The 23,582-nt window shown below is 67.2% G+C and carries 36 protein-coding genes; 1 reads left to right on the top strand and 35 read right to left on the bottom strand.

The features are described 5' to 3' along the window. Nucleotide 1: 1 nt before the first annotated feature. From CRO12_RS12850 to rplO, 3 genes are all read right to left on the bottom strand, one after another. On the bottom strand, nt 2-688 hold the full coding sequence (locus CRO12_RS12850; protein ID WP_097064486.1) for an adenylate kinase: 687 nt from the start codon (nt 686-688) through the stop codon (nt 2-4). A gap of 35 nt (nt 689-723) precedes the next feature. Continuing rightward, nucleotides 724-2,088 carry a preprotein translocase subunit SecY gene (secY, locus tag CRO12_RS12845; protein WP_097064485.1) on the bottom strand — a complete coding sequence of 455 codons (1,365 nt, stop codon included), beginning with the start codon at nt 2,086-2,088 and terminating at the stop codon, nt 724-726. 147 nt (nt 2,089-2,235) lie between these two features. Further along, nucleotides 2,236-2,772 carry a 50S ribosomal protein L15 gene (gene rplO / locus CRO12_RS12840; RefSeq protein ID WP_097064484.1) on the bottom strand — a complete coding sequence of 179 codons (537 nt, stop codon included), beginning with the start codon at nt 2,770-2,772 and terminating at the stop codon, nt 2,236-2,238. A gap of 179 nt (nt 2,773-2,951) precedes the next feature. Here rplO and CRO12_RS12835 point away from each other — a divergent pair, with 179 nt between their 5' ends. Further along, nucleotides 2,952-3,320, top strand: a complete 369-nt coding sequence (locus CRO12_RS12835) for a lysozyme inhibitor LprI family protein (RefSeq protein ID WP_179641026.1) — start codon at nt 2,952-2,954, stop codon at nt 3,318-3,320. A 73-nt stretch (nt 3,321-3,393) separates the two neighbouring features. Here CRO12_RS12835 and rpmD read toward each other — a convergent pair whose 3' ends face one another. The 32 genes from rpmD to CRO12_RS12675 all read right to left on the bottom strand — a co-directional run bounded on the left by rpmD (nt 3,394) and on the right by CRO12_RS12675 (nt 23,463). Further along, nucleotides 3,394-3,573 carry a 50S ribosomal protein L30 gene (gene rpmD / locus CRO12_RS12830; protein ID WP_097064482.1) on the bottom strand — a complete coding sequence of 60 codons (180 nt, stop codon included), beginning with the start codon at nt 3,571-3,573 and terminating at the stop codon, nt 3,394-3,396. 6 nt (nt 3,574-3,579) lie between these two features. Beyond that, a complete protein-coding gene (gene rpsE / locus CRO12_RS12825) occupies nt 3,580-4,329 on the bottom strand; it encodes a 30S ribosomal protein S5 (protein ID WP_097064481.1) in 750 nt (249 codons plus the stop codon). Between the two features lie 2 nt (nt 4,330-4,331). Next, a complete protein-coding gene (gene rplR, locus CRO12_RS12820) occupies nt 4,332-4,688 on the bottom strand; it encodes a 50S ribosomal protein L18 (RefSeq protein WP_097064480.1) in 357 nt (118 codons plus the stop codon). After that, on the bottom strand, nt 4,688-5,221 hold the full coding sequence (gene rplF / locus CRO12_RS12815) for a 50S ribosomal protein L6 (protein ID WP_097064479.1): 534 nt from the start codon (nt 5,219-5,221) through the stop codon (nt 4,688-4,690). The genes rplR and rplF overlap by 1 nt, the downstream gene beginning before the upstream one ends. After that, nucleotides 5,221-5,616, bottom strand: a complete 396-nt coding sequence (gene rpsH, locus CRO12_RS12810; protein ID WP_097064478.1) for a 30S ribosomal protein S8 — start codon at nt 5,614-5,616, stop codon at nt 5,221-5,223. Before rpsH ends, rplF begins: the two co-directional genes overlap by 1 nt. Before the next feature lie 10 nt (nt 5,617-5,626). Continuing rightward, entirely contained in the window at nt 5,627-5,932 is a 306-nt protein-coding gene (rpsN, locus tag CRO12_RS12805; RefSeq protein WP_097064477.1) for a 30S ribosomal protein S14, read from the bottom strand. A gap of 18 nt (nt 5,933-5,950) precedes the next feature. Beyond that, nucleotides 5,951-6,538 carry a 50S ribosomal protein L5 gene (gene rplE / locus CRO12_RS12800; RefSeq protein ID WP_097064476.1) on the bottom strand — a complete coding sequence of 196 codons (588 nt, stop codon included), beginning with the start codon at nt 6,536-6,538 and terminating at the stop codon, nt 5,951-5,953. Then, a complete protein-coding gene (rplX, locus tag CRO12_RS12795; protein WP_097064475.1) occupies nt 6,531-6,848 on the bottom strand; it encodes a 50S ribosomal protein L24 in 318 nt (105 codons plus the stop codon). Before rplX ends, rplE begins: the two co-directional genes overlap by 8 nt. Beyond that, complete coding sequence (gene rplN, locus CRO12_RS12790; protein WP_097064474.1) at nt 6,848-7,216, bottom strand: 50S ribosomal protein L14; 369 nt, start codon at nt 7,214-7,216, stop codon at nt 6,848-6,850. Before rplN ends, rplX begins: the two co-directional genes overlap by 1 nt. An 87-nt stretch (nt 7,217-7,303) precedes the next feature. Beyond that, nucleotides 7,304-7,582, bottom strand: a complete 279-nt coding sequence (rpsQ, locus tag CRO12_RS12785) for a 30S ribosomal protein S17 (RefSeq protein ID WP_097064473.1) — start codon at nt 7,580-7,582, stop codon at nt 7,304-7,306. A gap of 14 nt (nt 7,583-7,596) precedes the next feature. Then, nucleotides 7,597-7,800, bottom strand: coding sequence for a 50S ribosomal protein L29 (gene rpmC / locus CRO12_RS12780; protein WP_097064472.1), 204 nt, complete (start codon nt 7,798-7,800; stop codon nt 7,597-7,599). Nucleotides 7,801-7,804: 4 nt separating this feature from the next. Further along, nucleotides 7,805-8,236 (bottom strand): 50S ribosomal protein L16, encoded by a 432-nt coding sequence (rplP, locus tag CRO12_RS12775; protein WP_097064471.1) that lies wholly within the window; start codon nt 8,234-8,236, stop codon nt 7,805-7,807. Between the two features lie 2 nt (nt 8,237-8,238). After that, on the bottom strand, nt 8,239-8,949 hold the full coding sequence (gene rpsC, locus CRO12_RS12770; RefSeq protein WP_097064470.1) for a 30S ribosomal protein S3: 711 nt from the start codon (nt 8,947-8,949) through the stop codon (nt 8,239-8,241). Further along, nucleotides 8,949-9,326 carry a 50S ribosomal protein L22 gene (rplV, locus tag CRO12_RS12765; RefSeq protein ID WP_097064469.1) on the bottom strand — a complete coding sequence of 126 codons (378 nt, stop codon included), beginning with the start codon at nt 9,324-9,326 and terminating at the stop codon, nt 8,949-8,951. The genes rpsC and rplV overlap by 1 nt, the downstream gene beginning before the upstream one ends. After that, nucleotides 9,326-9,604, bottom strand: coding sequence for a 30S ribosomal protein S19 (gene rpsS / locus CRO12_RS12760; protein ID WP_097064468.1), 279 nt, complete (start codon nt 9,602-9,604; stop codon nt 9,326-9,328). The genes rplV and rpsS overlap by 1 nt, the downstream gene beginning before the upstream one ends. Further along, on the bottom strand, nt 9,604-10,452 hold the full coding sequence (gene rplB / locus CRO12_RS12755; protein ID WP_097064467.1) for a 50S ribosomal protein L2: 849 nt from the start codon (nt 10,450-10,452) through the stop codon (nt 9,604-9,606). The genes rpsS and rplB overlap by 1 nt, the downstream gene beginning before the upstream one ends. Nucleotides 10,453-10,457: 5 nt before the next feature. Next, complete coding sequence (locus CRO12_RS12750) at nt 10,458-10,772, bottom strand: 50S ribosomal protein L23 (RefSeq protein ID WP_097064466.1); 315 nt, start codon at nt 10,770-10,772, stop codon at nt 10,458-10,460. Then, complete coding sequence (gene rplD, locus CRO12_RS12745; protein ID WP_097064465.1) at nt 10,765-11,394, bottom strand: 50S ribosomal protein L4; 630 nt, start codon at nt 11,392-11,394, stop codon at nt 10,765-10,767. The genes CRO12_RS12750 and rplD overlap by 8 nt, the downstream gene beginning before the upstream one ends. A gap of 4 nt (nt 11,395-11,398) precedes the next feature. Continuing rightward, nucleotides 11,399-12,256, bottom strand: a complete 858-nt coding sequence (rplC, locus tag CRO12_RS12740; protein ID WP_097064464.1) for a 50S ribosomal protein L3 — start codon at nt 12,254-12,256, stop codon at nt 11,399-11,401. A 328-nt stretch (nt 12,257-12,584) separates the two neighbouring features. Next, nucleotides 12,585-12,896 carry a 30S ribosomal protein S10 gene (gene rpsJ, locus CRO12_RS12735; protein ID WP_097064463.1) on the bottom strand — a complete coding sequence of 104 codons (312 nt, stop codon included), beginning with the start codon at nt 12,894-12,896 and terminating at the stop codon, nt 12,585-12,587. A gap of 157 nt (nt 12,897-13,053) precedes the next feature. Further along, complete coding sequence (locus CRO12_RS12730; protein WP_097064462.1) at nt 13,054-13,815, bottom strand: hypothetical protein; 762 nt, start codon at nt 13,813-13,815, stop codon at nt 13,054-13,056. A gap of 126 nt (nt 13,816-13,941) precedes the next feature. Then, nucleotides 13,942-15,138: an elongation factor Tu gene (gene tuf / locus CRO12_RS12725; RefSeq protein WP_097064461.1), complete on the bottom strand. Its 1,197-nt coding sequence runs from the start codon at nt 15,136-15,138 to the stop codon at nt 13,942-13,944. A 190-nt stretch (nt 15,139-15,328) separates the two neighbouring features. Next, a complete protein-coding gene (gene fusA / locus CRO12_RS12720; protein WP_097064460.1) occupies nt 15,329-17,422 on the bottom strand; it encodes an elongation factor G in 2,094 nt (697 codons plus the stop codon). A gap of 215 nt (nt 17,423-17,637) precedes the next feature. Beyond that, nucleotides 17,638-18,108, bottom strand: coding sequence for a 30S ribosomal protein S7 (gene rpsG / locus CRO12_RS12715; protein WP_097064459.1), 471 nt, complete (start codon nt 18,106-18,108; stop codon nt 17,638-17,640). Between the two features lie 39 nt (nt 18,109-18,147). After that, the gene (gene rpsL / locus CRO12_RS12710) at nt 18,148-18,519 is read right to left on the bottom strand and encodes a 30S ribosomal protein S12 (RefSeq protein ID WP_029936467.1); all 372 of its coding nucleotides are present in this window, start codon (nt 18,517-18,519) and stop codon (nt 18,148-18,150) included. 451 nt (nt 18,520-18,970) lie between these two features. Then, nucleotides 18,971-19,318 carry a DUF3140 domain-containing protein gene (locus CRO12_RS12705; RefSeq protein ID WP_097064458.1) on the bottom strand — a complete coding sequence of 116 codons (348 nt, stop codon included), beginning with the start codon at nt 19,316-19,318 and terminating at the stop codon, nt 18,971-18,973. Nucleotides 19,319-19,330: 12 nt separating this feature from the next. After that, nucleotides 19,331-19,579 carry a hypothetical protein gene (locus CRO12_RS12700; RefSeq protein WP_097064457.1) on the bottom strand — a complete coding sequence of 83 codons (249 nt, stop codon included), beginning with the start codon at nt 19,577-19,579 and terminating at the stop codon, nt 19,331-19,333. A 64-nt stretch (nt 19,580-19,643) separates the two neighbouring features. Next, entirely contained in the window at nt 19,644-21,044 is a 1,401-nt protein-coding gene (gene lpdA, locus CRO12_RS12695) for a dihydrolipoyl dehydrogenase (RefSeq protein WP_097064456.1), read from the bottom strand. Between the two features lie 15 nt (nt 21,045-21,059). Next, entirely contained in the window at nt 21,060-21,479 is a 420-nt protein-coding gene (locus CRO12_RS12690) for a hypothetical protein (RefSeq protein ID WP_097064455.1), read from the bottom strand. Beyond that, nucleotides 21,476-21,856: an acyl-CoA thioesterase gene (locus CRO12_RS12685; protein WP_097064454.1), complete on the bottom strand. Its 381-nt coding sequence runs from the start codon at nt 21,854-21,856 to the stop codon at nt 21,476-21,478. The genes CRO12_RS12690 and CRO12_RS12685 overlap by 4 nt, the downstream gene beginning before the upstream one ends. Beyond that, nucleotides 21,849-22,061 carry a hypothetical protein gene (locus CRO12_RS12680; protein ID WP_097064453.1) on the bottom strand — a complete coding sequence of 71 codons (213 nt, stop codon included), beginning with the start codon at nt 22,059-22,061 and terminating at the stop codon, nt 21,849-21,851. Before CRO12_RS12680 ends, CRO12_RS12685 begins: the two co-directional genes overlap by 8 nt. A 16-nt stretch (nt 22,062-22,077) precedes the next feature. Then, the gene (locus tag CRO12_RS12675) at nt 22,078-23,463 is read right to left on the bottom strand and encodes a pyruvate dehydrogenase complex dihydrolipoamide acetyltransferase (protein ID WP_097064452.1); all 1,386 of its coding nucleotides are present in this window, start codon (nt 23,461-23,463) and stop codon (nt 22,078-22,080) included. Nucleotides 23,464-23,582: the final 119 nt, after the last annotated feature.

Below are 23,582 nucleotides of genomic sequence, written 5' to 3'. Positions count from 1 at the left end.
GCTACGCCGCGTGTCCGCCCGTCGCAACCGCGGCGCTGCCGACCTCCGCCAGCACCGCCTCGATCGCGCCGCTCACCTCGCCGATGTCGGCCATGCCGTCGACGCGGTAGACGATCCCGCGCGCTTCATAGACGGGCAGGATCGGCGCGGTCTTGGCGCGGTACTCGGCCATGCGGGTCCGCACCGTCTCCGCATTGTCGTCCGGCCGCCGCTTGAACTCGTGCGCGCCGCACACGTCGCAGGTGCCGGCGGCGAGCGTCGGCTTGAACTGGTCGTGATAGCCGGCGCCGCAGTTGGCACAGGTGAACCGCCCGGTGATCCGCTCGACCAGCGCGTCCTCGTCGACGGTCAGCTCGATGACGGCGTCGAGCGTGCGCCCGCGCTCCTCCAGCAGCAGGTCGAGCGCGTCGGCCTGCGCCGCCGTGCGGGGGTAACCGTCGAAAATTGCGCCCGCCTGCGTGTCCGCCATGTCGAGCCGCTCGCCGATCAGCGCGGAGACGATCGCGTCGGAGACGAGCTCGCCCGCTTCCATCACCATCTTGGCCTTGAGCCCGACCGGCGTGCCCGCCTTGACAGCGGCGCGCAGCATGTCGCCGGTCGACAGTTGCACCATGCCGCGGTCCGCTTCCAGCCGGCTCGCCTGGGTTCCCTTGCCCGCCCCCGGCGGCCCAAGAAGGATGATGTTCACGCCCCCACTCCCCTTATCGTCCGGACGGCCGCCGCTCAGCGCAGCCGGCCGCCCTTCAGCTTCGCCTTCTTGATCAGGTCGCCGTACTGATGCGCCAGCAGGTGCGACTGGATCTGCGTCACCGTGTCCATCGTAACGTTGACCACGATCAGAAGGCTAGTGCCGCCGAGATAGAAGGGGATCGACAGCGCGGACACCAGATACTCGGGCAGCAGGCAGATGAGCGTCAGGTATGCAGCACCGATCACCGTGATGCGGGTGAGCACGAAGTCGAAGTAGTTCTCGGTGTTCTTGCCCGGACGGATACCGGGAATGAAGCCGCCGTAGCGCTTCAGATTGTCCGCGGTCTCCTCCGGATTGAAGACAACGGCGGTGTAGAAGAACGAGAAGAAGATGATGCCGGCCGCGTAGAGCGCCATGTACACCGGCGAACCGTGCTGGAGGTACTGGTTGAGGCTGATGACGAAGTCGCCCCAGGCGCTCTCGCCCGAGACGCCCTGCCCTGCGAACTGCGAAATGGTGAGCGGCAGCAGCAGCAGCGACGAGGCGAAGATCGGCGGGATCACGCCCGCGGTGTTGAGCTTCAGCGGCAGGTGGCTGCGCTCCGCCTGCATGCCGCGCTGGGTCTGGCGCTTGGGGTACTGGATCAGGATGCGGCGCTGCGCTCGCTCCATGAAGCAGATCAGAAGGATCAGGCCGGCCACCGCGACCAGGATGCCGAGCAGCGTGCCGACGCCCATCGTGCCCGAGCGACCGCCCTCGAACAGCTGGACCAGCGTGCGCGGCAGGTGCGCGACGATGCCCGCCATGATGATTAGGGAAATGCCGTTGCCGATGCCGCGGCTGGTGATCTGCTCGCCCAGCCACATCAGGAACATGGTGCCGCCGACCAGGCTGACGACCGCGGCGACGCGGAAGGTGAGGCCGGGCTCGATCACCGCCTGTACGCCCTGGCTGGCGCCGAACGCCTCCAGGCCGACCGCGATGAACCAGCCCTGCACCGCCGCCAGCGCAACCGTGCCGTAGCGGGTGTACTGATTCAGCTTCTTGCGGCCCGACTCGCCTTCCTTCTTGATCGCGGCGAGCTGCGGCGAGAGCGAGGTCGCGAGCTGCACCACGATCGACGCCGTGATGTAGGGCATGACGCCGAGCGCGATCAGGCTCATCCGCTCCAGCGCGCCGCCCGAGAAGGTGTTGAAGAAATCGAGCACGCCGCCCTGCGTCTGGTTGGCCAGCAGGTTGAGCGCGGTCGGATCGACGCCCGGCAGCGGCACGTAGCTCAGCATCCGGAACACGATCAGCGCGCCCAGCGTGAACCACAGGCGCTTCTTCAGGTCAGTCGCCTGGCTGAACTTCGCGAGGTTCAGGCCGGTGGCGAGGTTATCGGCGGCAGATGCCATGAGTGCGGTTGATCCTGGAAACGAGAACGGCGGCCAAGCGTTAGTTCCGCCCGCCGCCGCTCATATAGGCGCGCCCGAAGCATTGTCTAACCTCGGCGCACCCGATCGCCCGCCGGCCGCACGGCCGGGGGTGGCGTCAGCGCGGTTTCAGGCCGGAACCAGCCCGCGCTTCTTGCCGGCGCGACCGGTGTTCTTCTTGGCCGCCGCCTTCTCCGCGGCCGGGACGATCTCGGCCACCTGGACCGATCCGCCCGCCGCCTCGACCGCCTCGCGCGCCGACTTGGAGACGCCCGCCACCGCCAGTGTCAGCTTGGCGGAAAGCGCGCCCTTCCCGAGCAGGCGCACGCCGTCCTTGCCGCCGCGGGCGAGACCCGCCGCCTTCAGCGCCGCATGATCGACCGTCTGCGCGGCATCAAGCGTCCCGGCGTCCACCGCCTTCTGCAGCGCGCCCAGGTTCACCTCGGCATAATCCTTGGCGAAAATGTTGTTGAAGCCGCGCTTCGGCAGCCGCATGTGCAGCGGCATCTGACCGCCCTCGAAGCCCTTGATCGAGACGCCCTCGCGGCTCTTCTGACCCTTCTGGCCGCGTCCGGCGGTCTTGCCCTTGCCGGAACCGATGCCGCGGCCGACCCGCATCTTGCGATGACGGGCGCCTTCGTTGTCGCGGAGATCGTTCAGTTTCATGGATGCACTCGCTTTCGCTATGTTCGCGCTGGTTGATTGGAAGCGGCGGCCCATAGCGGGGCGCACACCGCTTGTCACGCGCTGATTGGCCGGTGCGGAGCGATGGTGCATGCACCCGGTCCCGCCGCACGGACGTTACCCTGTCCGTCCTACCCGCAGGAGGCCCGATGCGACCCCCGATGACCCTCGCCCTGATCGTCACGCTGGCAAGCGCCGCGCCGGCACCACTTGCCGCACAGACGCAAATGGCCCTGAATACCGACGCGGCCCGCAAAGCGAAGGCGGCCGACCGCGACCTCAACCAGACCTACACCGCGCTGATGACCAAGGCGTCCCCGGCGGCCAAGCAGCTGCTGCGAGCGTCGCAGCGTCACTGGATCGCGTTCCGCGACGCCGAGTGCCGCTTTGTCGCCTCGGGCGTCAGCGGCGGCTCCGTCCAGCCGATGGTGGTCGCCGGCTGCATGGAGCGCCTGACCAACGATCGCCTGAGGCAACTGCGCCAGCTCAACCGCTGCGAGGAGGGCGACCTCGCCTGCCCGATCCGCTGATGGACGCCCGGACGCGAAAAGGGGCGCCGGCCCGGCCGACGCCCCTTCCCGTAAGTCCAACCGTGGACGCGCCTTAGCCCTCCACGATCTCCACCATGTGCGGCAGCTTGCGGATCATGCCCCGTACTTCGGGAGTATCCTCCAGCTCGCTGACGCGGTGCATCTTGTTGAGGCCCAGGCCGACGAGGGTCGCGCGCTGGTCCTTGGTGCGGCGGATCGGCGAGCCGATCTGCTTGATCTTGATGGTCGCCATGGTCGCTTACTCCACGATCGCGGCCGCATCCGCCTCGGCGGTCTGCGACCCGCCGCGGCCGAGCAGGTCGGCGATCTTCTTGCCCCGGCGCTGCGCGACGCTCTTGGGCGAGGTCTGCTCGCCCAGCGCCTCGAAGGTCGCCCGGATCATGTTGTACGGGTTCGACGTACCGACCGACTTGGTCACCACGTCGGCGACGCCCAGCGATTCGAAGATCGCGCGCATTGGGCCGCCGGCGATGATGCCGGTACCCGCCGGGGCCGAACGCACCGTCACGCGACCCGCACCGAAGTGGCCGTTGCCGTCGTGGTGCAGCGTGCGGCCGTCCTTCAGCGGCACGCGCACCATCGCCTTCTTGGCCGATGCCGTTGCCTTGCTGATCGCCTCCGGCACCTCGCGCGCCTTGCCGTGACCGAAGCCGACCCGGCCCTTGCCGTCGCCCACGACGACCAGCGCCGCGAAGCCGAAGCGCTTGCCGCCCTTCACCGTCTTGGACACGCGGTTGATGTGGACCAGCTTCTCGATCAGCTCCTCGCCGCCGTCGTCGGCACCGCCGCGACGATCGTCGCGCCGACCGCCGCGGCCGCCGTCACGGCCACCGCGGTTGCCACCCGGACCACCCGGACCACGGCCGCGACCGCCACCCGGGCCGCCGCGACCGCGACCGCCCTGACCACCGGCGTAACCGCCCTCCTGCGGGGCCGATGCGGCCTCCACCGGCGCGCCGCCTTCCGGCGTGTTGTTCTCGTCGGCCATCATCAGAACTCCAATCCGCTCTCACGCGCGGCATCCGCCAGCGCCTTGACGCGACCATGATAGAGGAAGCCGCCACGGTCGAAGACGACCTGAGTAACGCCCGCCGCCTTGGCCGCTTCCGCCACGCGCTGACCGACGGCCTTGGCGGCCTCGATCGTCGCGCCGGTCTTGTCCGCCTGATCCTTGCCGACGGTCGACGCCGCCGCGAGGGTCTTGCCCTCGCTGTCGTCGATCACCTGCGCGTAGATGTGGCGGCCCGAGCGGTGAATGCTGAGGCGCGGACGCCCGGCCCCACGCGCGCGCAGCGCCGTGCGGTTGCGGCGACGCCGCTTTTCGAAGAGGGAGAGACCCTTGCTCATTACTTCTTCTTCCCTTCCTTGCGGAAGATGAACTCGCCATCGTACTTGATGCCCTTGCCCTTGTACGGCTCGGGCTTGCGCCAGCGACGGATCTCCGCGGCGAATTGGCCAACCGCCTGCTTGTCGGAACCCGAGATCTCGACCGTGGTCTGATCCGGGGTCTTCACCTCGATGCCATCCGGCACGTCCAGGTCAACGTCGTGGCTGTAGCCGAGCTGGAGCTTCAGCTTGCGGCCCTGCGCATTTGCGCGGTAGCCGACGCCCGTGATCAGCAGCTTCTTGGAGAAGCCCTCCGTCACGCCGGTCACCAGGTTCTGCACCAGCGTACGCTGCATGCCCCAGAAGGCGCGCGCCTGCTTGGTGTCGTTGGCCGGCTGCACCGAGATGCCGCCGTCCTCCACCGTGTAGCTGATCTCGTCGCGCATCGCGAGTGCCAGGGCACCCTTCGGCCCCTTGACGTTCAGCGTGCTGCCCTCGATCGAGGCGGTGACGCCTGCCGGCACGGTGACCGGCTTCTTGCCGATGCGGCTCATCAGAACACCTCCGCCAGCACTTCGCCGCCGACGTTCTGCTCGCGCGCTTCCGCGTCGGAGAGAACGCCGTTGGGCGTCGAGACGATCGTGATGCCAAGGCCGTTGCGGACCCGCGGCAGCTCCTGGCTGCCCGAGTATACGCGGCGGCCCGGCTTCGAGATGCGCGCGACGTGCTTGATCGCCGGCTGGCCCTCGAAATACTTGAGCTCGATGCGGATGCCCGCGGCCGGGCCCATCTGCTCCTCGGAGTAACCGCGGATGTAGCCTTCGCGCTGAAGCACGTCGAGCACGCGGGTCCGCAGCTTGCTGCCCGGCGTCAGGACGCTGTCCTTGCGCGCGCGCTGGCCGTTGCGGATGCGGGTGAGCATGTCACCCAGCGGATCGGTCAAAGCCATCTCTTGATCCTTACCAGCTCGACTTCGTGACGCCGGGGATCAGGCCCTTGTTGGCCAGATCGCGCAGCATGACGCGGGCAAGACGGAACTTGCGGTAGTAGGCGCGCGGACGGCCCGTCAGCTCGCAGCGATTGCGGATGCGCGTCGGGTTACCGTTGCGCGGGATTTCCGCCATCTTCAGCCGCGCGATGAGACGCTCGGTTTCGTCGAGGGACTCGTCGTTCGCGGTCGCCTTCAGCTTCGCGTACTTGCCGGCGTACTTCTTCACCAGCTGCTTGCGACGCTCATTCTTGTTGATCGAACTCAGTTTCGCCATGGACTTAAGCTCTCTTCCTTACGCGGCCTGGGCCTGCTGGTCCGCATCGGTCATGCCGATGAACGGGAACCCGAACAGGCGCAGCAACTCGCGCGCTTCCTCGTCGGTCTTCGCGGTGGTGGTCACGATGATGTCCATCCCGCGGATCTTGTCGACGCTGTCATAGCTGATCTCCGGAAAGATCAGCTGCTCCTTGAGGCCCATGGCATAGTTGCCACGACCGTCGAACGACTTCGGGTTCAGGCCGCGGAAGTCGCGGACGCGCGGCAGCGCGATCGTGACCAGGCGGTCCAGGAACTCGTACATGCGCTCGCGACGGAGCGTCACCTTGCAGCCGATCGGCATGCCCTCACGCAGCTTGAACTGCGCGATCGACTTCTTGGCCTTGGTGACCACCGGCTTCTGGCCGGCGATCTTCTCCATCTCGGACGCGGCCTGCTCGACCTTCTTCTTGTCCTGCGTGGCTTCACCAACGCCCATGTTGATGACGATCTTGTCCAGCTTGGGAACTTCCATCGCGTTGGCGTAGCCGAACTTCTCGGTCATCGCCTTGGCGATCTTCTCGTCATACATGGTCCGCAAGCGCGGCGTGTACTTGTCAGCCATTGATGGCCTCCCCGGTCTTGACGGCCACGCGGACCTTCTTGCCGTCGCGCTCCTCGAAGCGAACGCGGGTCGGCTTGCCGTCGGCGGTCACGTGCGCGACCTTGCTGATGTGCAGCGGCGCCTCGGCGCGCTTCAGCCCGCCCTGCGGATCCGACTGGCTCGGCTTGGCGTGGCGCACGGCGATGTTCACGCCCGACACCACGACCTTGTCCTCCTTCGGCAGCGACTGGGTGACCTCGCCGGTCTTGCCCTTGTCCTTGCCCGACAGGACGACGACGCGGTCGCCCTTCTTGATCTTGGCAGCAGCCATCACAGCACCTCAGGCGCGAGCGAGATGATCTTCATGTAGCCCTTGGAGCGGAGCTCGCGGACCACCGGGCCGAAGATACGGGTGCCGATCGGCTCCTCGTTCTTGTTGACCAGCACCGCGGCATTGCCGTCGAAGCGGATCACCGAACCGTCGGCGCGACGGATGTCCTTCGCCGTACGGACGATCACCGCGCGGTGCACGTCGCCCTTCTTCACGCGGCCCCTGGGAACCGCTTCCTTCACGCTGACGACGATCACGTCGCCAACGCCGGCCGTGCGACGCTTGGAGCCGCCCAGCACCTTGATGCACTGCACCCGCTTCGCGCCGCTGTTGTCAGCGACGTCGAGATTGGACTGCATCTGGATCATCGATCCGTATCCTTCTCATCTGGCCTGCCGGGACGCGCCCGGTGGTTCCGTTCAAACAAACCGGCCCTCGTGGGACCGCGCCTGATCTCAGGCGGCTGCGTCGACGTCGACGCGCTCTGGCGTCGCATGGGTGTTCACCCGCTCGACCACCTTCCACGTCTTCAGCTTCGACATCGGCGCAGTCTCCTCGATCCGCACCGTCTCGCCGGCCTTGTACTCGTTCGCCTCGTCATGGGCGTGGTACTTCTTGGAACGGCGGATGATCTTGCCGTAGAGCGGGTGCTTCACCTTGCGCTCAACGTTCACCACCACCGTCTTGTCGGTCTTGTCCGAGACGATCACCCCGGTCAGCACGCGCTTCGGCATGTCTTCTCGTCCTCTTACTGGGCAGTCGAGCGCGTGCGCTCGTTCTGCAGCGTCTTGATGCGCGCGATGTCGCGACGGACCTCGCGAACCCGGCTCGACTTCTCGAGCTGGCTGGTCGCGGCCTGGAAGCGCAGGTTGAACGCCTCCCGCTTCAGGTTGCCGAGTTCCTCGCTCAGCTGATCGTCGCTCTTGGCGCGAAGATCGGTAGCCTTAGCCATTTCCTCAACCCTCCAGGTGCGACGTGTCGCCGAGGCGCGCCACGACCTTGGTCTTGATCGGCAGCTTCATCGCCGCACGCTCGAACGCTTCCGCCGCCAGCGGACCCTCGACCCCGTCCAGCTCGAACAGGATGCGGCCCGGCTTGACGCGGGCGGCCCAGTATTCCGGCGCACCCTTGCCCGAGCCCATGCGGACCTCGGCCGGCTTCGACGACACCGCCACGTCCGGGAAGATGCGGATCCAGAGGCGACCCTGGCGCTTGATGTGACGCGTGATCGCACGGCGAGCCGCCTCGATCTGCCGCGCGGTGATCCGCTCCGGCTCCATCGCCTTCAGCCCGTACGAGCCGAAGTTCAGCGAGGTGCCGCCCTTGGCATCACCGTGGATGCGGCCCTTGAACTGCTTGCGGAACTTGGTCTTCTTCGGTTGCAGCATGATTAGTTCCTGCGATCATCGCGCGCGGGGCGCACGCCGGAGGTCTGGGCCTCCATCATCAGCCGGTCCTGCGCCATCGGGTCGTGGCCGAGGATCTCGCCCTTGAACACCCAGACCTTCACGCCGCACACGCCGTAGGCGGTGTGGGCCTGCGCCTCGGCATAGTCGAGGTTCGCGCGAAGCGTGTGGAGCGGCACGCGGCCCTCGCGGTAGCTCTCCGAGCGCGCGATCTCCGCACCACCCAGACGCCCGCCGCAGGCGACGCGGATGCCGTCGGCGCCCAGACGCATCGCCGACTGCACCGCGCGCTTCATGGCGCGGCGGAACGCGATGCGGCGCTCCAGCTGGTCGGCGATGCCCTGCGCGATCAGCTTGGCGTCGATCTCGGGCTTGCGGATCTCCACGATGTTCAGCGACACTTCCGAGCTGGTCATCGCGCCGAGCGTCTTGCGCAGCTTCTCGATGTCCGAGCCCTTCTTGCCGATGATCACGCCGGGGCGCGCGGCAAAGACGGAGATGCGGCACAGCTTGGCCGGACGCTCGATCACCACCTTGGAGATCGCGGCCTGCGGCAGCGTCTTCATGATGTACTGGCGGATCTTCAGATCCTCCAGCAGCAGGCGGCCGTAGTCGGCGCCGTCGGCGTACCAGCGGCTGTCCCACGTGCGGTTGATCTGCAGGCGCAGACCGATCGGGTTGCTCTTGTGACCCATTACGCTTCTTCCTGCTCGCGCACGACGATGCGCAGACGGCTGAACGGCTTCAGGATGCGGGTGGACTTGCCACGGCCGCGGGTCGCGAAGCGCTTCATGGTGATCGACTTGCCCACGCTCGCCTCCGACACGATCAGCGCGTCGACGTCGAGGTTGTGGTTGTTCTCGGCGTTGGCGATCGCGGAGGCGAGCACCTTGCGCGCGTCAACCGCCATCGCCTTCTTGCTGAAGGCGAGGATGTTGAGCGCGTCACCTGCCCGCTTGCCGCGGATCAGGCCTGCGACCAGGTTCAGCTTCTGCGCCGAACCGCGGATCTGCGTGCCGACCGACAGCGCTTCCTTGTCGCCGACGCGACGCCCTGCTGCTGGCTTGCTCATCAGCGCTTGCCCTTCTTGTCGGCGGCGTGACCCGGGAAGTAGCGCGTGGGCGCGAACTCGCCGAGCTTCATGCCGACCATCTCCTCGTTCACGCTCACCGGCACGAACTTGCGGCCATTGTAGACGTTGAACGTCAGGCCGACGAACTGCGGCAGGATCGTCGAGCGACGCGACCAGGTCTTGATCGGGCCGGAACGGGTGCCGGCGTCCTGAGCGGTTTCCGCCTTCCGCAGAAGGCTGAGGTCCACAAACGGACCCTTCCAGACGGAGCGAGCCATTACTTCTTCCTCGCGTGGCGGCTGCGGATGATCATCTTGTCCGTCGCCTTGTTGTGGCGGGTGCGCGCACCCTTGGTCGGCTTGCCCCACGGCGTGACCGGGTGCCGGCCGCCCGAGGTCCGGCCCTCACCACCGCCGTGCGGGTGGTCGACCGGGTTCTTGGCGACGCCGCGCGTCAGCGGGCGCTTGCCGAGCCAGCGATTGCGGCCGGCCTTGCCGAGGTTCTGGTTCTGGTTGTCGGGGTTCGACACCGCGCCCACCGTCGCCATGCAGTTGGCGTGGATGTAGCGCTGCTCGCCCGAGTTCAGGCGGACGATCACCATGCCGCGGTCACGACCGACGACCTGGACGTAGGTACCTGCCGAGCGCGCGATCTGACCGCCCTTGCCCGGCTTCATCTCCACGTTGTGGACGATGGTGCCGACCGGCATCTGGCCCAGCTCCATGGCGTTGCCCGGCTTCACGTCGGTCTTGCGACCGGCGATCACCTTGTCGCCAACGCCCAGGCGCTGCGGCGCGATGATGTACGCGACGTTCGCCTTCCCGGCGTCGTCGTTGCCGTAGTTCACCAGCGCGATGAAGGCGGTGCGGTTCGGGTCATACTCGATCCGCTCCACCGTGCCCTCGACGTCCCACAGGCGGCGCTTGAAATCGACGATGCGATAGCGCTGCTTGTGACCGCCCGCGATGCCGCGCGAGGTGACATGACCCTTGTTGTTGCGGCCGCCCGTCTTGGTCTTGCCCTCGGTCAGCGCCTTGACCGGGCGTCCCTTGTAGAGCCCCGAGCGGTCGACCAGGATCAGGCCGCGGACGCCCGGCGACGTCGGGTTGTAGTTCTTGAGTGCCATGACCCTCAAATCCCCGTGGTGACGTCGATCGAGTCGCCGTCCTTCAGCGTCACGATCGCCTTCTTCATGTCCGACCGGCTGTAGGGCGTGCCCTTCCAGCGCTTGGTCTTGCCCTTCTGGACCAGGGTGTTCACGCCCGTGACGGACACGTTGAACAGCGCCTCGACCGCCGCCTTGATCTGCGGCTTGGTCGCGTCGTTCGCGACCTTGAACACGACCGCGTTTGCCTCGCTGATCAGCGTCGACTTCTCGGTGATGTGCGGCGCGACGATCACGTCATAGTGACGGTTGTCGATCGCACCCTTTGCTGCCTTAGCCATTGAAGCGGGCCTCCAGCTTCTCGACCGCCGCCCGGCTCAGCACCAGCGTATCGGCCTTCAGGATGTCGTAGACGTTGGCGCCGATCGCGGGGAGGACGTTGACCTCCCTGAGGTTGCCGGCGGCGAGCGCGAAGCTCGTCTCCACCGCGTCACCGTCGATCACCAGCGCCGCCTTGCCGAAGCCCAGCCGCGCCAGGTCGCCCTTCAGCGTCTTGGTCTTGTTCTCGGCAACACCCAGGCTGTCGAGGACGATCAGCGTGCCCGCCTTTGCGTGGCTGCTGAGCGCCATCTTGAGGCCCAGCGCGCGAATCTTCTTGTTCAGCGAGGGATTGAAGTCGCGGACGCGAGCGCCGTGCGCCTTACCACCACCGATGAACACCGGCGCGCGGCGATCGCCGTGGCGAGCCGTACCGCCGCCCTTCTGGCGACCGAACTTCTTGCCCGTACGCGCCACATCGCTGCGCTCGCGGGTGCCGCGGGCGGTGCCGCGACGCTTCTCCAGCTGCCAGGTGACCACGCGGTGCAGCACGTCGGCGCGGGGCTCGAGACCGAAGATCTCGTCGCTCAGCTCAACGTCAGTCGCGCTCGCGGCAGCGTCGAAGGATTGAACATTGACCTTCACTTTGTCAGCCCTCCTGGCTCGTGTTGGCGCCATCGGCCGGCGGCACGCTGCCCGGATCGACCTCACCGGCGCCGGCGGCGTCCGATGCGGCAACACCGGCCTGCACCTCTTCCGCGCTCGGCAACGGCGGCAGCTCATGAACCGCGCCCTCTTCGACCACCGGCACGTGCGGCGCTTCGTCATGCGCGACCGGACGCAGAGCGGCCGGGTACGGCGCGTCGGCATGTGCCGAGACCTTCACCGCGTCCTTGACCAGCAGCCACCCGCCCTTCGAGCCCGGGACCGAGCCCTTGACGAAGATCAGACCACGAGCCGCGTCGGTGGAGACGATCTCTAGGTTCTGCTGCGTGCGGGTGCGGGCACCCATGTGGCCGGCCATCTTCTTGTTCTTGAAGACGCGGCCCGGATCCTGACGGTTACCCGTCGAACCGTGCGAACGGTGGCTGACCGACACGCCGTGGGTCGCGCGCAGACCGCCGAAGCCCCAGCGCTTCATCGCGCCGGCGAAGCCCTTGCCCTGCGTCGTGCCCTGCACGTCGACGTACTGGCCGGCAACGTAGTGCTCGGCCGACAGCTCGGCGCCAACGTCGAGGAGGTTGTCCTCGGAGACGCGGAACTCGGCCAGGATCGCCTTCGGCTCCACCTCGGCCTTGCCGAACATGCCGCGCTGCGGCTTGGCGACGTTCTTGGCCTTGGCCGAACCGGCGCCCAGCTGGACGGCGACATAGCCGTCGCGATCCTGCTCCTTGCGGCCGACGACCTGCAGGCCGTCGAGCTGCAGGACGGTCACGGGCACGTGGCGCCCGTCGTCCTGGAACAGGCGTGTCATGCCCATCTTCTTCGCGATCACGCCTGTGCGCATGATGCGTATTCCTTCCCAAACAGAGGCTCCCTTGTGAGGAGCGTGCCAACGAAAAGACCCCCCGACGTCACCGCCAGAGGGCCAGCCCATGAGTACAAGTGCCCCCGTCAGGGCCGTTTGTTTCGCTTCATCATAAAGCGAAAGACGGGGACTCAGGCGCCAGTCGAACTGGCCGGTATCCCTGCTTTCTCGGCCCGACCTGTCGGCCGGACCAGCACGCCGTGGGACTGAAGCCCCGGCGGGAGAGGCGCCATTAGTGGAAGCGCAGGCTTCCGTCAACAGCCCCCTCGTCGGCCGTTCCGGACTGTGCCGGAACGACCGCTGGCAATTACGCCAGCTTGATCTCGACGTCCACGCCGGCCGCCAGATCCAGCTTCATCAGCGCGTCGACCGTGTTGGCGGTCGGCTGCACGATGTCGAGCATGCGCTTGTAGGTGCGCACCTCGAACTGCTCGCGGCTCTTCTTGTCGATGTGCGGACCACGGTTGACCGTGAACTTCTCGATGCGCGTGGGCAGCGGGATGGGGCCACGGATGAGCGCACCGGTGCGGCGCGCGGTGTCGGCGATCTCACCCGTCGCGCTGTCCAGCACGCGGTGATCGAACGCCTTCAGGCGAATGCGGATATTCTGCGTTTCCATGTACCCTACCGATGCGAAAGAGCGGGCCGCCTGGAGCGGCTCTTGCTGCGTTCTTCTGAAAAGCGAAGCGGGCCCCTACACGCCTGACGCAGGCAGGGCAAGTCCCTATCCGCGCCCCTCTTCGTTGCGGTGGCCCGGCGGCGGCGCTGCGTCCGGTTCAGACCCCCGTTCGCGGCAGGCGCGACGATATCGTCACGTCGACGCACTGCCCGTAGACCTTCCGCAGCGGCAGGAGCGTGTCGCTGCGCATCGAGCGCCGTTCGGCTGGAGTGAGCGCGAAGCCGGCCGCCGCGGCTGTCTTCACGCCATCGTCCGCCACCGCCTTCATCACGCTGTTGAGCCCGCGGAGACGCTCAACCGTTGTATAGAGCGCGTCGCGACGCGCGCCGTCGCCGGGCACGCCGATCCGCAGCGGCGCCAAGGCCGCGAGCAGCGCGAACTCCTCGCGGTTTGCGAGAGCAAAGGCATCAAAGGCGCTGTACGCCGCCCCGAGCGCCGCAACCTGACCGGCCGGGAGCACGGCGAGATCCCCGCTGTTCAGCGCACCCGTCAGGACGTCGCGCGCCGCGATCCGCACCGGCGCCGCATAGATGCGGCGCACCCCACTCGCGCTCGGAGCCAGGAAGCCGGTGATCGCCCCACGATCCTGGTCGGCACGCTCCAGCCGGTCGCTCAAATAGCGGAGCCTTGCCGTCAGACATGGCGTGACCGCTATCCGCTCGATCAGGTTGGTCGTGTTTCCGACGACCTCCTCGCGCAATCGGCCACGCGCCGCATCGGCTCGCTCGCGTGCCGCCCGCTGTTCGGCCCACTGCTGAACCGCCAGCGCGACCAGCACGCCGACCACGACGACGATCACTTCCATCGTCCAATGTGCCGCAAACGCGAGCCGCCGCGTCCGCGCCGTTTCCTCGACCATCCTGCGCCCCCGCCACGCACCTGTCACGGCGCATAGTCCGTATCAGCGCTGCGGGCGCAAGACGCAAAAGGACCCGGGCTCCGCTTCGGGAACCCGGGTCCTCCTGGATCAGCCTATCGGCTGGTCTTACTTGTTGATCTCGCTGACCACGCCCGCGCCGACGGTACGACCGCCCTCACGGATGGTGAAGCGCTGACCCACGTCCATCGCGATCGGTGCGATGAGCTTGACGCCCAGCGCGACCTCGTCGCCCGGCATGACCATCTCGGTGCCCTCGGGCAGCTCGATCGTGCCGGTCACGTCCGTCGTGCGGAAGTAGAACTGCGGACGGTAGTTGCCGAAGAACGGCGTGTGACGGCCGCCCTCGTCCTTCGAGAGCACGTAGACCGACGACTGGAAGTCGGTGTGCGGCTTGATCGAACCCGGCTTCGCGAGCACCTGGCCGCGCTCCACCTCGTCGCGACCGACGCCGCGGATCAGCGCGCCGATGTTGTCGCCGGCCTGGCCCTGGTCGAGCAGCTTGCGGAACATCTCAACACCGGTGACAGTGGTCTTGCGGACCGACTCCTGGATGCCGACGATCTCGACTTCCTCGCCGACCTTCACCACGCCGGTCTCGACGCGGCCGGTGACCACGGTGCCGCGACCCGAGATCGAGAACACATCCTCGATCGGCATCATGAACGGCTTGTCCAGCGGACGCTCCGGCTGCGGGATCGACTCGTCGACCGCGGCCATCAGCGCCAGGATCGCGTCCTTGCCGAGCTTCTCGTCGGAGCCCGACAGCGCGGCCGTTGCCGAGCCGCGGATGATCGGGATGTTGTCACCGTCGAACTCGCGCTTGGAAAGCTCCTCGCGGATCTCCATCTCGACGAGCTCCAGGATCTCCTCGTCGTCGACCAGGTCGACCTTGTTGAGGAACACGACCATGGTCGGCACGCCGACCTGACGCGCGAGCAGGATGTGCTCCTTGGTCTGCGGCATCGGGCCGTCGGTCGCGGCGACCACCAGGATCGCGCCGTCCATCTGGGCGGCACCGGTGATCATGTTCTTCACATAGTCGGCGTGGCCCGGGCAGTCGACGTGCGCGTAGTGGCGCGCGTCGGTCTCATACTCGACGTGCGCGGTCGAGATGGTGATGCCGCGCTCGCGCTCTTCCGGCGCCTTGTCGATGTTGGCGAAGTCGACGGCGGCGTTGCCCGCGACGTTCTCGGCCAGCACCTTGGTGATGGCGGCGGTCAGCGAGGTCTTGCCATGGTCGACGTGACCGATGGTGCCGATGTTCAGGTGCGGCTTGTTCCGCTCAAACTTAGCCTTGGCCATTGTTCCCTACCTTCTAGTCTGATTGTCTGTTCGCCGGCGGAGCCGCGGAAAGGACCCGGCCCCATAGCGAGTGATTGACGCTTACGCTACCCCCACCGGGACGGCGCGGCGGCGTTGATCCGCCACCAACGACATCCGGCGTGGCCCGCCTGACAGGGGGTGGGGCCAAGTCGCCTTGACCCCGCCCGCCTCAGGCCATCTTCGCCTTGACTTCCTCGGCGACGTTCGCGGGCACCTCGTCATAGTGCGAGAACTGCATGGAGTAGTTCGCACGGCCCTGGGTGAACGAGCGGAGCTGGTTCACGTAACCGAACATGTTGGCGAGCGGCACCATCGCCGTCACCGCCTGCGCGTTGCCGCGCGTGTCGGTGCCCTGGATCTGTCCGCGGCGGCTGTTCATGTCGCCGATCACGTCGCCCAGGTAATCCTCCGGCGTCACCACCTCGACCTTCATCACCGGCTCGAGCAGCTTGATGCCGGCCTTCTGCGCGGCCTCGCGCATCGCGCCGCGCGCGCAGATCTCGAACGCCAGCGCTGAGGAGTCGACGTCGTGGTACGCGCCGTCGGTCAGGTGCACCTCGAAGTCGATGATCGGGAAGCCGATCAGCGACCCCGTCTCGGCGGTCTCGCGGAAGCCCTTCTCGACCGACGGGATGTACTCGCGCGGAATGTTGCCGCCCTTGATCTCGTCCATGAACTGGAAGCCCGAGCCGCGCTCGCCCGGCACCACCGTCACCTTGACGCGGCCGAACTGGCCGGAGCCGCCCGACTGCTTCTTGTGCGTGTAGTCGATGTCGACCTTCTTCGCGAGGTACTCGCGATATGCCACCTGCGGGGCACCGACGTTCGCCTCGACCTTGAACTCGCGCTTCATGCGATCGACCAGGATCTCGAGGTGGAGCTCGCCCATCCCCTTGATGATGGTCTGGCCCGACTCATGGTCCGTGGACACGCGGAACGAGGGATCCTCGGCAGCCAGGCGGTTGAGCGCGATGCCCATCTTCTCCTGGTCGGCCTTGGTCTTCGGCTCCACCGACAGCTCGATCACCGGCTCCGGGAACTCCATACGCTCCAGGATGATCGGGTTCGCCGGATCGCACAGCGTGTCGCCGGTCGTGGTCTCCTTCAGACCCGCGATCGCGACGATGTCGCCGGCGCGTGCCTCCTCGATGTCCTCGCGGCTGTTCGCATGCATCAGGAGCATGCGGCCGATCTTCTCCTTCTTGTCCTTCACCGAGTTCAGGTACGAACCCTTGGTGAGGGTGCCCGAGTAGATGCGGGCAAAGGTGAGCGAGCCCACGAACGGATCGTTCATGATCTTGAACGCGAGCAGCGACAGCGGCGCCGTGTCGGACGCGGGGCGCGAGTCCGGGGTCGTGCCGTCGAGCTTCACGCCCTCGACGTCCGGGATGTCGAGCGGGCTCGGCAGATAGTCGACCACCGCGTCGAGCAGCGGCTGGACGCCCTTGTTCTTGAACGCGGAGCCGCAGACGATCGGCACGAACGAGAAGTTCAGCGTACCCTTGCGGATCAGCTTCTTGAGGTCGGCGGTCGACGGCTCGTTGCCCTCGAGATACGCCTCCATCAGGTCGTCGTCCTGCTCGACGGCCATCTCGATCAGGTCGCTGCGGTACTTGGCGGCCTTCTCCGCCAGATCGTCGGGGATCGCCTGGTACTCGAACTTCGCGCCGAGCGACTCCTCGAGCCAGATGATCGCGCGGTTCTCGACCAGGTCGACCAGGCCCTTGAAGCCGCCTTCCATGCCGATCGGCAGGTACAGCACGGCCGGGCGCGCGCCGAGACGCTCGATGATCGAGTTCACGCAGAAATAGAAGTCGGCGCCCGTGCGGTCGAGCTTGTTGACGAAGCACATCCGCGGAACCTTGTACTTCTCCGCCTGACGCCACACCGTCTCCGACTGCGGCTCGACGCCTGCGACGCCGTCGAAGCACGCAACCGCGCCGTCGAGCACGCGCAGCGAACGCTCGACCTCGATGGTGAAGTCGACGTGGCCAGGCGTGTCGATGATGTTGATGAGGTGCTCCTCACCCTTGCCCTCTTCGGCGCGCCACTTGCAGGTCGTCGCGGCCGACGTGATCGTGATCCCGCGCTCCTGCTCCTGCTCCATCCAGTCCATGGTCGCGGTGCCCTCGTGGACCTCGCCGATCTTGTAGGACTTGCCGGTGTAGTAGAGGATACGCTCGGTCGTCGTCGTCTTGCCGGCGTCGATGTGCGCCATGATGCCGATATTGCGGTAACGCTCGAGCGGATGGCTGCGGGCCATGATCAATCACTCCTGTGCCGACGGGTCGGCGGTGCAAGAAAGCTGTGGGGATCGCCCCCCGCCCGTTCGTGCTGAGTAGCCATTGAGCGAAGTCGAATTGGCGTATCGAAGCATGCCCTTCGATACGGGCCTTCGGCAGGCTCAGCCCCTACTCAGGGCGAACGGTCGTCGGGGAGCCGGACCGAAGGCCCGAACTCCCCATGTAGTAACGGAACTTACCAGCGGTAGTGGCTGAAGGCGCGGTTCGCTTCCGCCATGCGGTGCGTGTCCTCGCGCTTCTTCACCGCATTGCCGCGGTTGTTCGACGCATCGAGCAGCTCGCCCGACAGGCGCGCCGACATGGTGTGCTCGCTGCGGTTGCGGGCGGCCGAGATCAGCCAGCGGATCGCCAGCGCCTGCGCGCGCTCCGGACGGACCTCGACCGGCACCTGGTAGGTCGCACCACCGACGCGGCGGCTGCGGACCTCGATGCCCGGCTTGATGTTGTTCAGCGCGTCGTGGAACACGCCGATCGGGTCCTTCTTCGCGCGGCTCTCGACCGTCTCCATCGCGGAGTAGACGATGCCCTCGGCGACGGCCTTCTTGCCGTCGAGCATCACGCTGTTCATGAACTTCGACAGGACCTCATCCCCGAACTTGGGGTCAGGCAGGATTTCCCGCTTCTCGGGACGACGACGACGCGCCATGTGGAATACCTTTCAATCAGCTGAAAACGGAGGCGCGGCTTACTTGGGCCGCTTCGCCCCGTACTTGGAGCGCGACTGGCGGCGATCCTTGACGCCCTGCGTGTCGAGCACGCCGCGCAGCACGTGGTAGCGCACGCCCGGCAGATCGCGCACACGGCCGCCGCGGATCAGCACCACCGAGTGCTCCTGGAGGTTGTGGCCCTCGCCCGGGATGTAGCTGATGACCTCGCGCTGGTTGGTCAGGCGGACCTTGGCCACCTTGCGCAGCGCCGAGTTCGGCTTCTTCGGCGTCGTCGTGTAGACGCGGGTGCAGACGCCGCGCTTCTGCGGGTTCTGCTCCATCGCAGGGACCTTCGACTTGGCCTTCTGCGGTTCGCGGCCCTTGCGGACCAGCTGGTTGATCGTTGGCATGAAGCCCTTCACCTTTGTGTTACCGGCAACTGCGCCGGCGGTTACTTTGCTGGAGTCGATAAAGCCTGAAACGGCAGAAGGGCCGAAGGGAGCGCCTGCCCCCCGGGCCCGTCAGTCACCAGCAACGTTCAGCTCTGTCCACCACGCGGCGCCGGTCGAGGACGAACGGCCACCTCCGCAGGAACGGGGGCGCCTATACCCAGCGGGCGGGTTGGGGTCAACAGGGGTGCGCGGAGGCGTCTAAGTGCCGAGCCTGTCACCCCGGCGAAGGCCGGGGTCCAGCTACGGAACGCTGGCGACACTCACGCGTCGCTACCGCATAGATGGGCTGGAGCCGGGAGGAGCGGGGGCCGGCTGCTTTCCGCCGTGGCTACCGCCTGCGCCGGAGCACGTCTGCGAGGCTCCGAACTGGACCCCGGCCCTCGCCGGGGTGGACATAAACGAAGGAGCATCAATCCTTCAGCGGATCATGCCCCCAGTTCATCAGCGAGTAGCGCCAGTTGGTCTCGCTCACGCCCCCGTCTGGCCGCTGGGCCGAGTGGCGCGCGACGTAGGAGTGAACCTTCCGCATGTGGGCGAGATCGTCGTCGCTGAGTTCGGAGACCTTCTTGCGCTTGATCGCGACGATCCGCCGCCCGGAGTGATGGCCGACGCTTTCGCCGTCGCCCTTCCCATCCTCGCCCTTCCAGCCGACGCGCTTGCTGTCATCAGTCTCGAGCCAGTCCTCTAGCTCCTTGGGCGTCATGTTCACCGCCTCATCGAAGTCCCGGCGGACCTCCGCGGCTTCATCCTTGTCCATCGCTCGCGTGTCCTACATCGCGTTCGCGGTCGGCTCGGTTCCGTTCATGGCGCTGTTGTTCGACATCATCATGTTGCCGTCGGTCGCGTTCATCGGCGCCGCGTCGTTCGCGGCCACTTCGCCGTCGTTGGTGACCGCGTAGTTCTCGATGGCGTCGTTCAGCACGACATTGTTTTCGTTGGTGACGACGATGTCGTCGCCGCCGCACGCCGCAAGCAGGCTGAGCGAGGCGAGCGATGCAAACAGGGCGGTGCGCTTCATGAGACCATCTCCTAGGCTTTGCGCCGCAACGCAGGCCCGCCCCGCCCTGTTCCGCCGGCAACAATCAGATATGAAGCGCCTTGCCGTACGCGCCCAGCACGCTCTCGTGCATCATCTCGCTCAGCGTCGGGTGCGGGAAGACCGTCTCCATCAGCTCGGCCTCCGTTGTCTCCAGCGTCTTGCCGACCGCGTAACCCTGGATGAGCTCGGTCACCTCCGCCCCGATCATGTGCGCACCGAGCAGCTCGCCGGTCTTCGCGTCGAAAACGGTCTTGATGAAGCCCTCCGCTTCGCCGAGCGCAATCGCCTTGCCGTTGCCGATGAACGGAAAATTGCCGACCTTGACCTGGTAGCCGGCCTCCTTCGCCTTTGCCTCGGTCAGGCCCACGCTGGCGACCTGTGGGTGGCAGTAGGTGCAGCCCGGGATGTTGCGGACGTCCATGGCGTGCGGGTGGTTGCCCGCGATCGCTTCCACTGCGATCACGCCCTCGTGGCTCGCCTTGTGCGCGAGCCAGGGTGGTGCGGTGATGTCGCCGATCGCCCACACGCCCGGCACGTTGGTCTTGCAGGCGGCGTCCGTCTTCACGAAGCCGCGATCGTCGGTCGCGACGCCCAGCTCCTTCAACCCGATGTCGCCCGTGTTCGGCACGATACCGATCGCGACGATGACGTGGCTGTACTCGGCGGTGGCGGCCTTGCCGTCCTTCGCCGTGATCGTGGCGGACACGCCGCTGCCGCTCGCCGCGATCTTGTCGATCTTGGCGCCGGTCATGATCGTCATGCCCTGCTTCTTCAGCGCCTTTTCGAGGAATGCCGACACGTCCGCGTCCTCGACCGGCACGATCCGGTCGAGCATCTCGATCACCGTCACCTCGGCACCCATGTCGTTGTAGAAGCTTGCGAACTCGATCCCGATCGCGCCCGATCCGATGACCAGCAGCTTGGTCGGCAGCTCCGCCGGCGTCATCGCGTGGCGATAGGTCCACACCCGCTTGCCGTCGGCGGGCAGGTTCGGCAGGTCGCGGGCACGCGCGCCGGTCGCGACGATGATGTTCTTGGCCGACAGCTCCGTCTTCTTGCCGTCCTTGTCGGTGACGGAGAGCTTGCCTGGCGCGAGCAGCCTCCCCTCGCCCATGTGCACCGCGATCTTGTTCTTCTTCATCAGGTGCGTGACGCCCTGGTTCAGCTGCTTGGCGACCCCGCGCGAGCGCTTCACCACGGCGGCCAGGTCCGCGCTGATCTTCTCCGCGACCAGGCCGTAGTCGCCGGCGTGCTGCATGTAGTGGAAGATCTCGGCCGAGCGCAGCAGCGCCTTGGTCGGGATGCAGCCCCAGTTGAGGCAGATGCCGCCCAGGTTCTCGCGTTCCACGATCGCGGTCTTCAGCCCCAGCTGCGCGGCCCGGATCGCCGCAACATAGCCGCCCGGCCCGGAGCCGAGGACGATCAGGTCGTAGGTGTCAGCCAAGGAACTTAACTCCCGTCAGAAGAGGCGATCGCCCGGCAGCAGCTGCAGCCCGGCACACAGAAGAACGGCGTCGATCGCCGCGAACAGCGCGACCGGCAGCGGCGATACGGGCGCGGAGATGCGGCCGAACCCCACCCCCCGCTGCGTCCAGGCGCACAGCAGCACAACGAGCGCACCCGCGAGCGCCACGGTGGCCCAGCCGGCGACGTCGTCCACCGTCAACGCCAGCAACTGACCCAGGAGCACCGCCGCCAGATTGCTCGCGATCGACACGAAGAAGATCAGCGGCACGAACAGGAACACCAGCGCCAGGAAGACGGTATCGGTCGCGTGTCCATCGACCAGCCGGCCGTAGGCGGTCCAGACTCCCAGCGTCATCAGCGTCGTAGGCAGCGATGCCGCGAGCGCGACCAGACAGGCGAACAGGAAGCTCACCCCTGCACCGCGCGCGGCTGGCGGTGCTCGTCGATCGCGACGAACACGAACTGCGCCTGCGTGACCAGGCAGCGCTCCTCGACATGGCGGCCGCGACGCCAGGCCTGGACGTCGATGGTCATGGACGTGCGCCCGACCCGGACCAGGTCGGCGTAGACCGACACCTCGTCACCGACCGCGACGGGGGCGTGGAACTTCATGCCCTCCACCGCGATCGTGACCGCGCGGCCGTGCGAGTGACGCGACGCGACCAGCCCCGCGGCCATGTCCATCTGGCTCATCAGCCACCCGCCGAAGATGTCGCCGTACGGGTTGGCGTCGGCCGGCATGGTGGTGACGCGGATCGCCGGTTGCTGGTCGGGCGGGGCTTCAGTCATGCTCGCGTCTCCGCTGATCGATCCGCCACGCCTTGCGCAAGGGTCCCATCCCCATCAGCATGACCGCCGCCCCGGCTACCCAGCCCAGCGCATTAAACGTGCCGCGCGCCAGCGGGTAGCCCCAGGCCGCCAGCCGCACGATCAACACCGTGGCGACGAGCCCTGCCGCGATGTGGAGCAGCTCGACCAGGGTGCGGCTCGGCACGGGCGTACGCTCCGCCTCAGGCGATCATGCCGAGCGGAGCCTCGACCAGCTCCTTGAACGCCTTCATCAGCTGGGCGCCGTCGGCGCCGTCGATCGCGCGGTGATCGAAGCTGCCCGTCGCGGTCATCACCGTCGCGACGCCCAGCGCATCGTCGACGATGTAGGGGCGCTTCTCGCCCGCGCCGATCGCCATGATCATGCCCTGAGGCGGATTGATCACCGCCTCGAACTGCTTGATCCCGAACATGCCCATGTTGCTGAGCGACGCCGTGCCGCCCTGGTACTCCTCGGGCTTCAGCTTGTTGTCCTTGGCGCGCCCGGCCAGCTCCTTCATCTGGGTCGAGATCGCCGACACGCTGGCGTTCGCCGCGTCGCGGATGATCGGGGTAATCAGCCCGGTCGGGGTGGATACCGCGACCGACACGTCCGCGCGCTTGTAGCTGATCAGGCTGTCGCCCGTGTAGGTGACGTTGCACTTGGGCGTGGCTTCCAGCGCAACGCCCAGCGCCTTGATCAGCAAATCGTTGACCGACAGCTTCACGCCCCGCGCGTCCAGCGCCTTGTTGAGGTCGCCGCGCAGCTTCAGCAGCGCGTCCAGCCGGACGTCGACGGTCAGATAGATGTGCGGCACCGTCTGCTTCGACTCCGTCAGGCGGCGCGCGATGGTCTTGCGGATGTTGCTGAGTTTCTCGACCTCGTGCGGGATGCTCTCGTCCCACCACACCTTTGCCGGCGCCGCTGCCGGCGGTGACGAAGCGGCCGGTGCCGGCGTGGGAGTGGCCGCCGACGTGGCGGGTGCCGGCGCCGGGGTCGCGGCGGCAGCGGCGGGTGCGCCGGCCTCCGCGCCCTCGACGTCCGCCTTGACGATGCGGCCGTTCGGGCCGGAGCCGGTCACGCCGGACAACTCGACGCCCTTCTCGGCGGCGAGGCGGCGGGCGAGCGGGGATGCCTTGACCCGATCACCGCCGGAGCTGCTCGGAGCGGAGGCGGTGGTCGTGCCCTTCGCCTCACCGCTGCCGGCGCTGTTCTGCGGCGGCAGGCCGTGATCCTCGGCCTGCGCGAGCGTGCGGTCGACCGGACCGGGCGATGTCTGCTCTGCCGCTGGCGCCGCCTTGGCGGGCGCGGCCGGGGCTGGAGTGGAGGCAGCCGACGCGTCCTCGCCCTCGCCGGCGATCATCGCGATGACGGTGCCGACCTTCACATTGTCGGTGCCCTCGGCGACCAGGATCTGGGCAACGGTGCCCTCGTCCACCGCCTCGAACTCCATGGTCGCCTTGTCCGTCTCGATCTCCGCGAGCAGGTCGCCTGCCTTGACCGTGTCGCCTTCCTTCACCAGCCACTTGGCCAGCGTGCCCTCCTCCATCGTGGGCGACAGCGCGGGCATCTTGAGTTCGATCGCCATGGGGCATCCTAGCGTGTTCGGGAGACGGCGCACTCCTTTGCCGCCGTGCCCGCCGGGGTCAAGGGCCGCGCGGCGACTTGCGGTAGCGCCGCCGCTCCGGCAGGCTCGGCAACGGCCAA

It is taken from the genome of Sphingomonas guangdongensis, from assembly GCF_900199185.1.
Lineage (GTDB): Bacteria > Pseudomonadota > Alphaproteobacteria > Sphingomonadales > Sphingomonadaceae > Sphingomonas > Sphingomonas guangdongensis.
The sequence above is the reverse complement of the archived record's forward strand: the minus strand, read 5'-3'. Positions and strand labels throughout refer to the sequence as shown.

What these genes read in the sequence shown, in the direction of transcription:
- CRO12_RS12730 (WP_097064462.1), bottom strand. Translation starts at nt 13,815, where the DNA reads ATGGTCGAGGAAACGGCGCGGACGCGGCGGCTCGCGTTTGCGGCACAT.
- rplN (WP_097064474.1), bottom strand. Translation starts at nt 7,216, where the DNA reads ATGATCCAGATGCAGTCCAATCTCGACGTCGCTGACAACAGCGGCGCG.
- rplF (WP_097064479.1), bottom strand. Translation starts at nt 5,221, where the DNA reads ATGAGCCGCATCGGCAAGAAGCCGGTCACCGTGCCGGCAGGCGTCACC.
- rplC (WP_097064464.1), bottom strand. Translation starts at nt 12,256, where the DNA reads ATGCGCACAGGCGTGATCGCGAAGAAGATGGGCATGACACGCCTGTTC.
- secY (WP_097064485.1), bottom strand. Translation starts at nt 2,088, where the DNA reads ATGGCATCTGCCGCCGATAACCTCGCCACCGGCCTGAACCTCGCGAAG.
- rplB (WP_097064467.1), bottom strand. Translation starts at nt 10,452, where the DNA reads ATGGCACTCAAGAACTACAACCCGACGTCGCCGGGCGTCCGCGGCCTG.
- rplP (WP_097064471.1), bottom strand. Translation starts at nt 8,236, where the DNA reads ATGCTGCAACCGAAGAAGACCAAGTTCCGCAAGCAGTTCAAGGGCCGC.
- rpsJ (WP_097064463.1), bottom strand. Translation starts at nt 12,896, where the DNA reads ATGGAAACGCAGAATATCCGCATTCGCCTGAAGGCGTTCGATCACCGC.
- rpsQ (WP_097064473.1), bottom strand. Translation starts at nt 7,582, where the DNA reads ATGCCGAAGCGCGTGCTGACCGGGGTGATCGTCTCGGACAAGACCGAC.
- rpmD (WP_097064482.1), bottom strand. Translation starts at nt 3,573, where the DNA reads ATGGCGACCATCAAGATCAAGCAGATCGGCTCGCCGATCCGCCGCACC.
- CRO12_RS12705 (WP_097064458.1), bottom strand. Translation starts at nt 19,318, where the DNA reads ATGGACAAGGATGAAGCCGCGGAGGTCCGCCGGGACTTCGATGAGGCG.
- rpmC (WP_097064472.1), bottom strand. Translation starts at nt 7,800, where the DNA reads ATGGCTAAGGCTACCGATCTTCGCGCCAAGAGCGACGATCAGCTGAGC.
- rpsL (WP_029936467.1), bottom strand. Translation starts at nt 18,519, where the DNA reads ATGCCAACGATCAACCAGCTGGTCCGCAAGGGCCGCGAACCGCAGAAG.
- rpsC (WP_097064470.1), bottom strand. Translation starts at nt 8,949, where the DNA reads ATGGGTCACAAGAGCAACCCGATCGGTCTGCGCCTGCAGATCAACCGC.
- rpsN (WP_097064477.1), bottom strand. Translation starts at nt 5,932, where the DNA reads ATGGCGAAACTGAGTTCGATCAACAAGAATGAGCGTCGCAAGCAGCTG.
- rplE (WP_097064476.1), bottom strand. Translation starts at nt 6,538, where the DNA reads ATGGCTGACAAGTACACGCCGCGCTTGCGGACCATGTATGACGAGAAG.
- rpsS (WP_097064468.1), bottom strand. Translation starts at nt 9,604, where the DNA reads ATGGCTCGCTCCGTCTGGAAGGGTCCGTTTGTGGACCTCAGCCTTCTG.
- CRO12_RS12835 (WP_179641026.1), top strand. Translation starts at nt 2,952, where the DNA reads ATGACCCTCGCCCTGATCGTCACGCTGGCAAGCGCCGCGCCGGCACCA.
- CRO12_RS12685 (WP_097064454.1), bottom strand. Translation starts at nt 21,856, where the DNA reads ATGACTGAAGCCCCGCCCGACCAGCAACCGGCGATCCGCGTCACCACC.
- rplR (WP_097064480.1), bottom strand. Translation starts at nt 4,688, where the DNA reads ATGAGCAAGGGTCTCTCCCTCTTCGAAAAGCGGCGTCGCCGCAACCGC.
- rplX (WP_097064475.1), bottom strand. Translation starts at nt 6,848, where the DNA reads ATGGCTGCTGCCAAGATCAAGAAGGGCGACCGCGTCGTCGTCCTGTCG.
- rpsE (WP_097064481.1), bottom strand. Translation starts at nt 4,329, where the DNA reads ATGGCCGACGAGAACAACACGCCGGAAGGCGGCGCGCCGGTGGAGGCC.
- CRO12_RS12750 (WP_097064466.1), bottom strand. Translation starts at nt 10,772, where the DNA reads ATGGCTAAGGCAGCAAAGGGTGCGATCGACAACCGTCACTATGACGTG.
- rplV (WP_097064469.1), bottom strand. Translation starts at nt 9,326, where the DNA reads ATGAGCAAGCCAGCAGCAGGGCGTCGCGTCGGCGACAAGGAAGCGCTG.
- rplO (WP_097064484.1), bottom strand. Translation starts at nt 2,772, where the DNA reads ATGAAACTGAACGATCTCCGCGACAACGAAGGCGCCCGTCATCGCAAG.
- tuf (WP_097064461.1), bottom strand. Translation starts at nt 15,138, where the DNA reads ATGGCCAAGGCTAAGTTTGAGCGGAACAAGCCGCACCTGAACATCGGC.
- rpsG (WP_097064459.1), bottom strand. Translation starts at nt 18,108, where the DNA reads ATGGCGCGTCGTCGTCGTCCCGAGAAGCGGGAAATCCTGCCTGACCCC.
- CRO12_RS12700 (WP_097064457.1), bottom strand. Translation starts at nt 19,579, where the DNA reads ATGAAGCGCACCGCCCTGTTTGCATCGCTCGCCTCGCTCAGCCTGCTT.
- CRO12_RS12675 (WP_097064452.1), bottom strand. Translation starts at nt 23,463, where the DNA reads ATGGCGATCGAACTCAAGATGCCCGCGCTGTCGCCCACGATGGAGGAG.
- rpsH (WP_097064478.1), bottom strand. Translation starts at nt 5,616, where the DNA reads ATGGCTTTGACCGATCCGCTGGGTGACATGCTCACCCGCATCCGCAAC.
- fusA (WP_097064460.1), bottom strand. Translation starts at nt 17,422, where the DNA reads ATGGCCCGCAGCCATCCGCTCGAGCGTTACCGCAATATCGGCATCATG.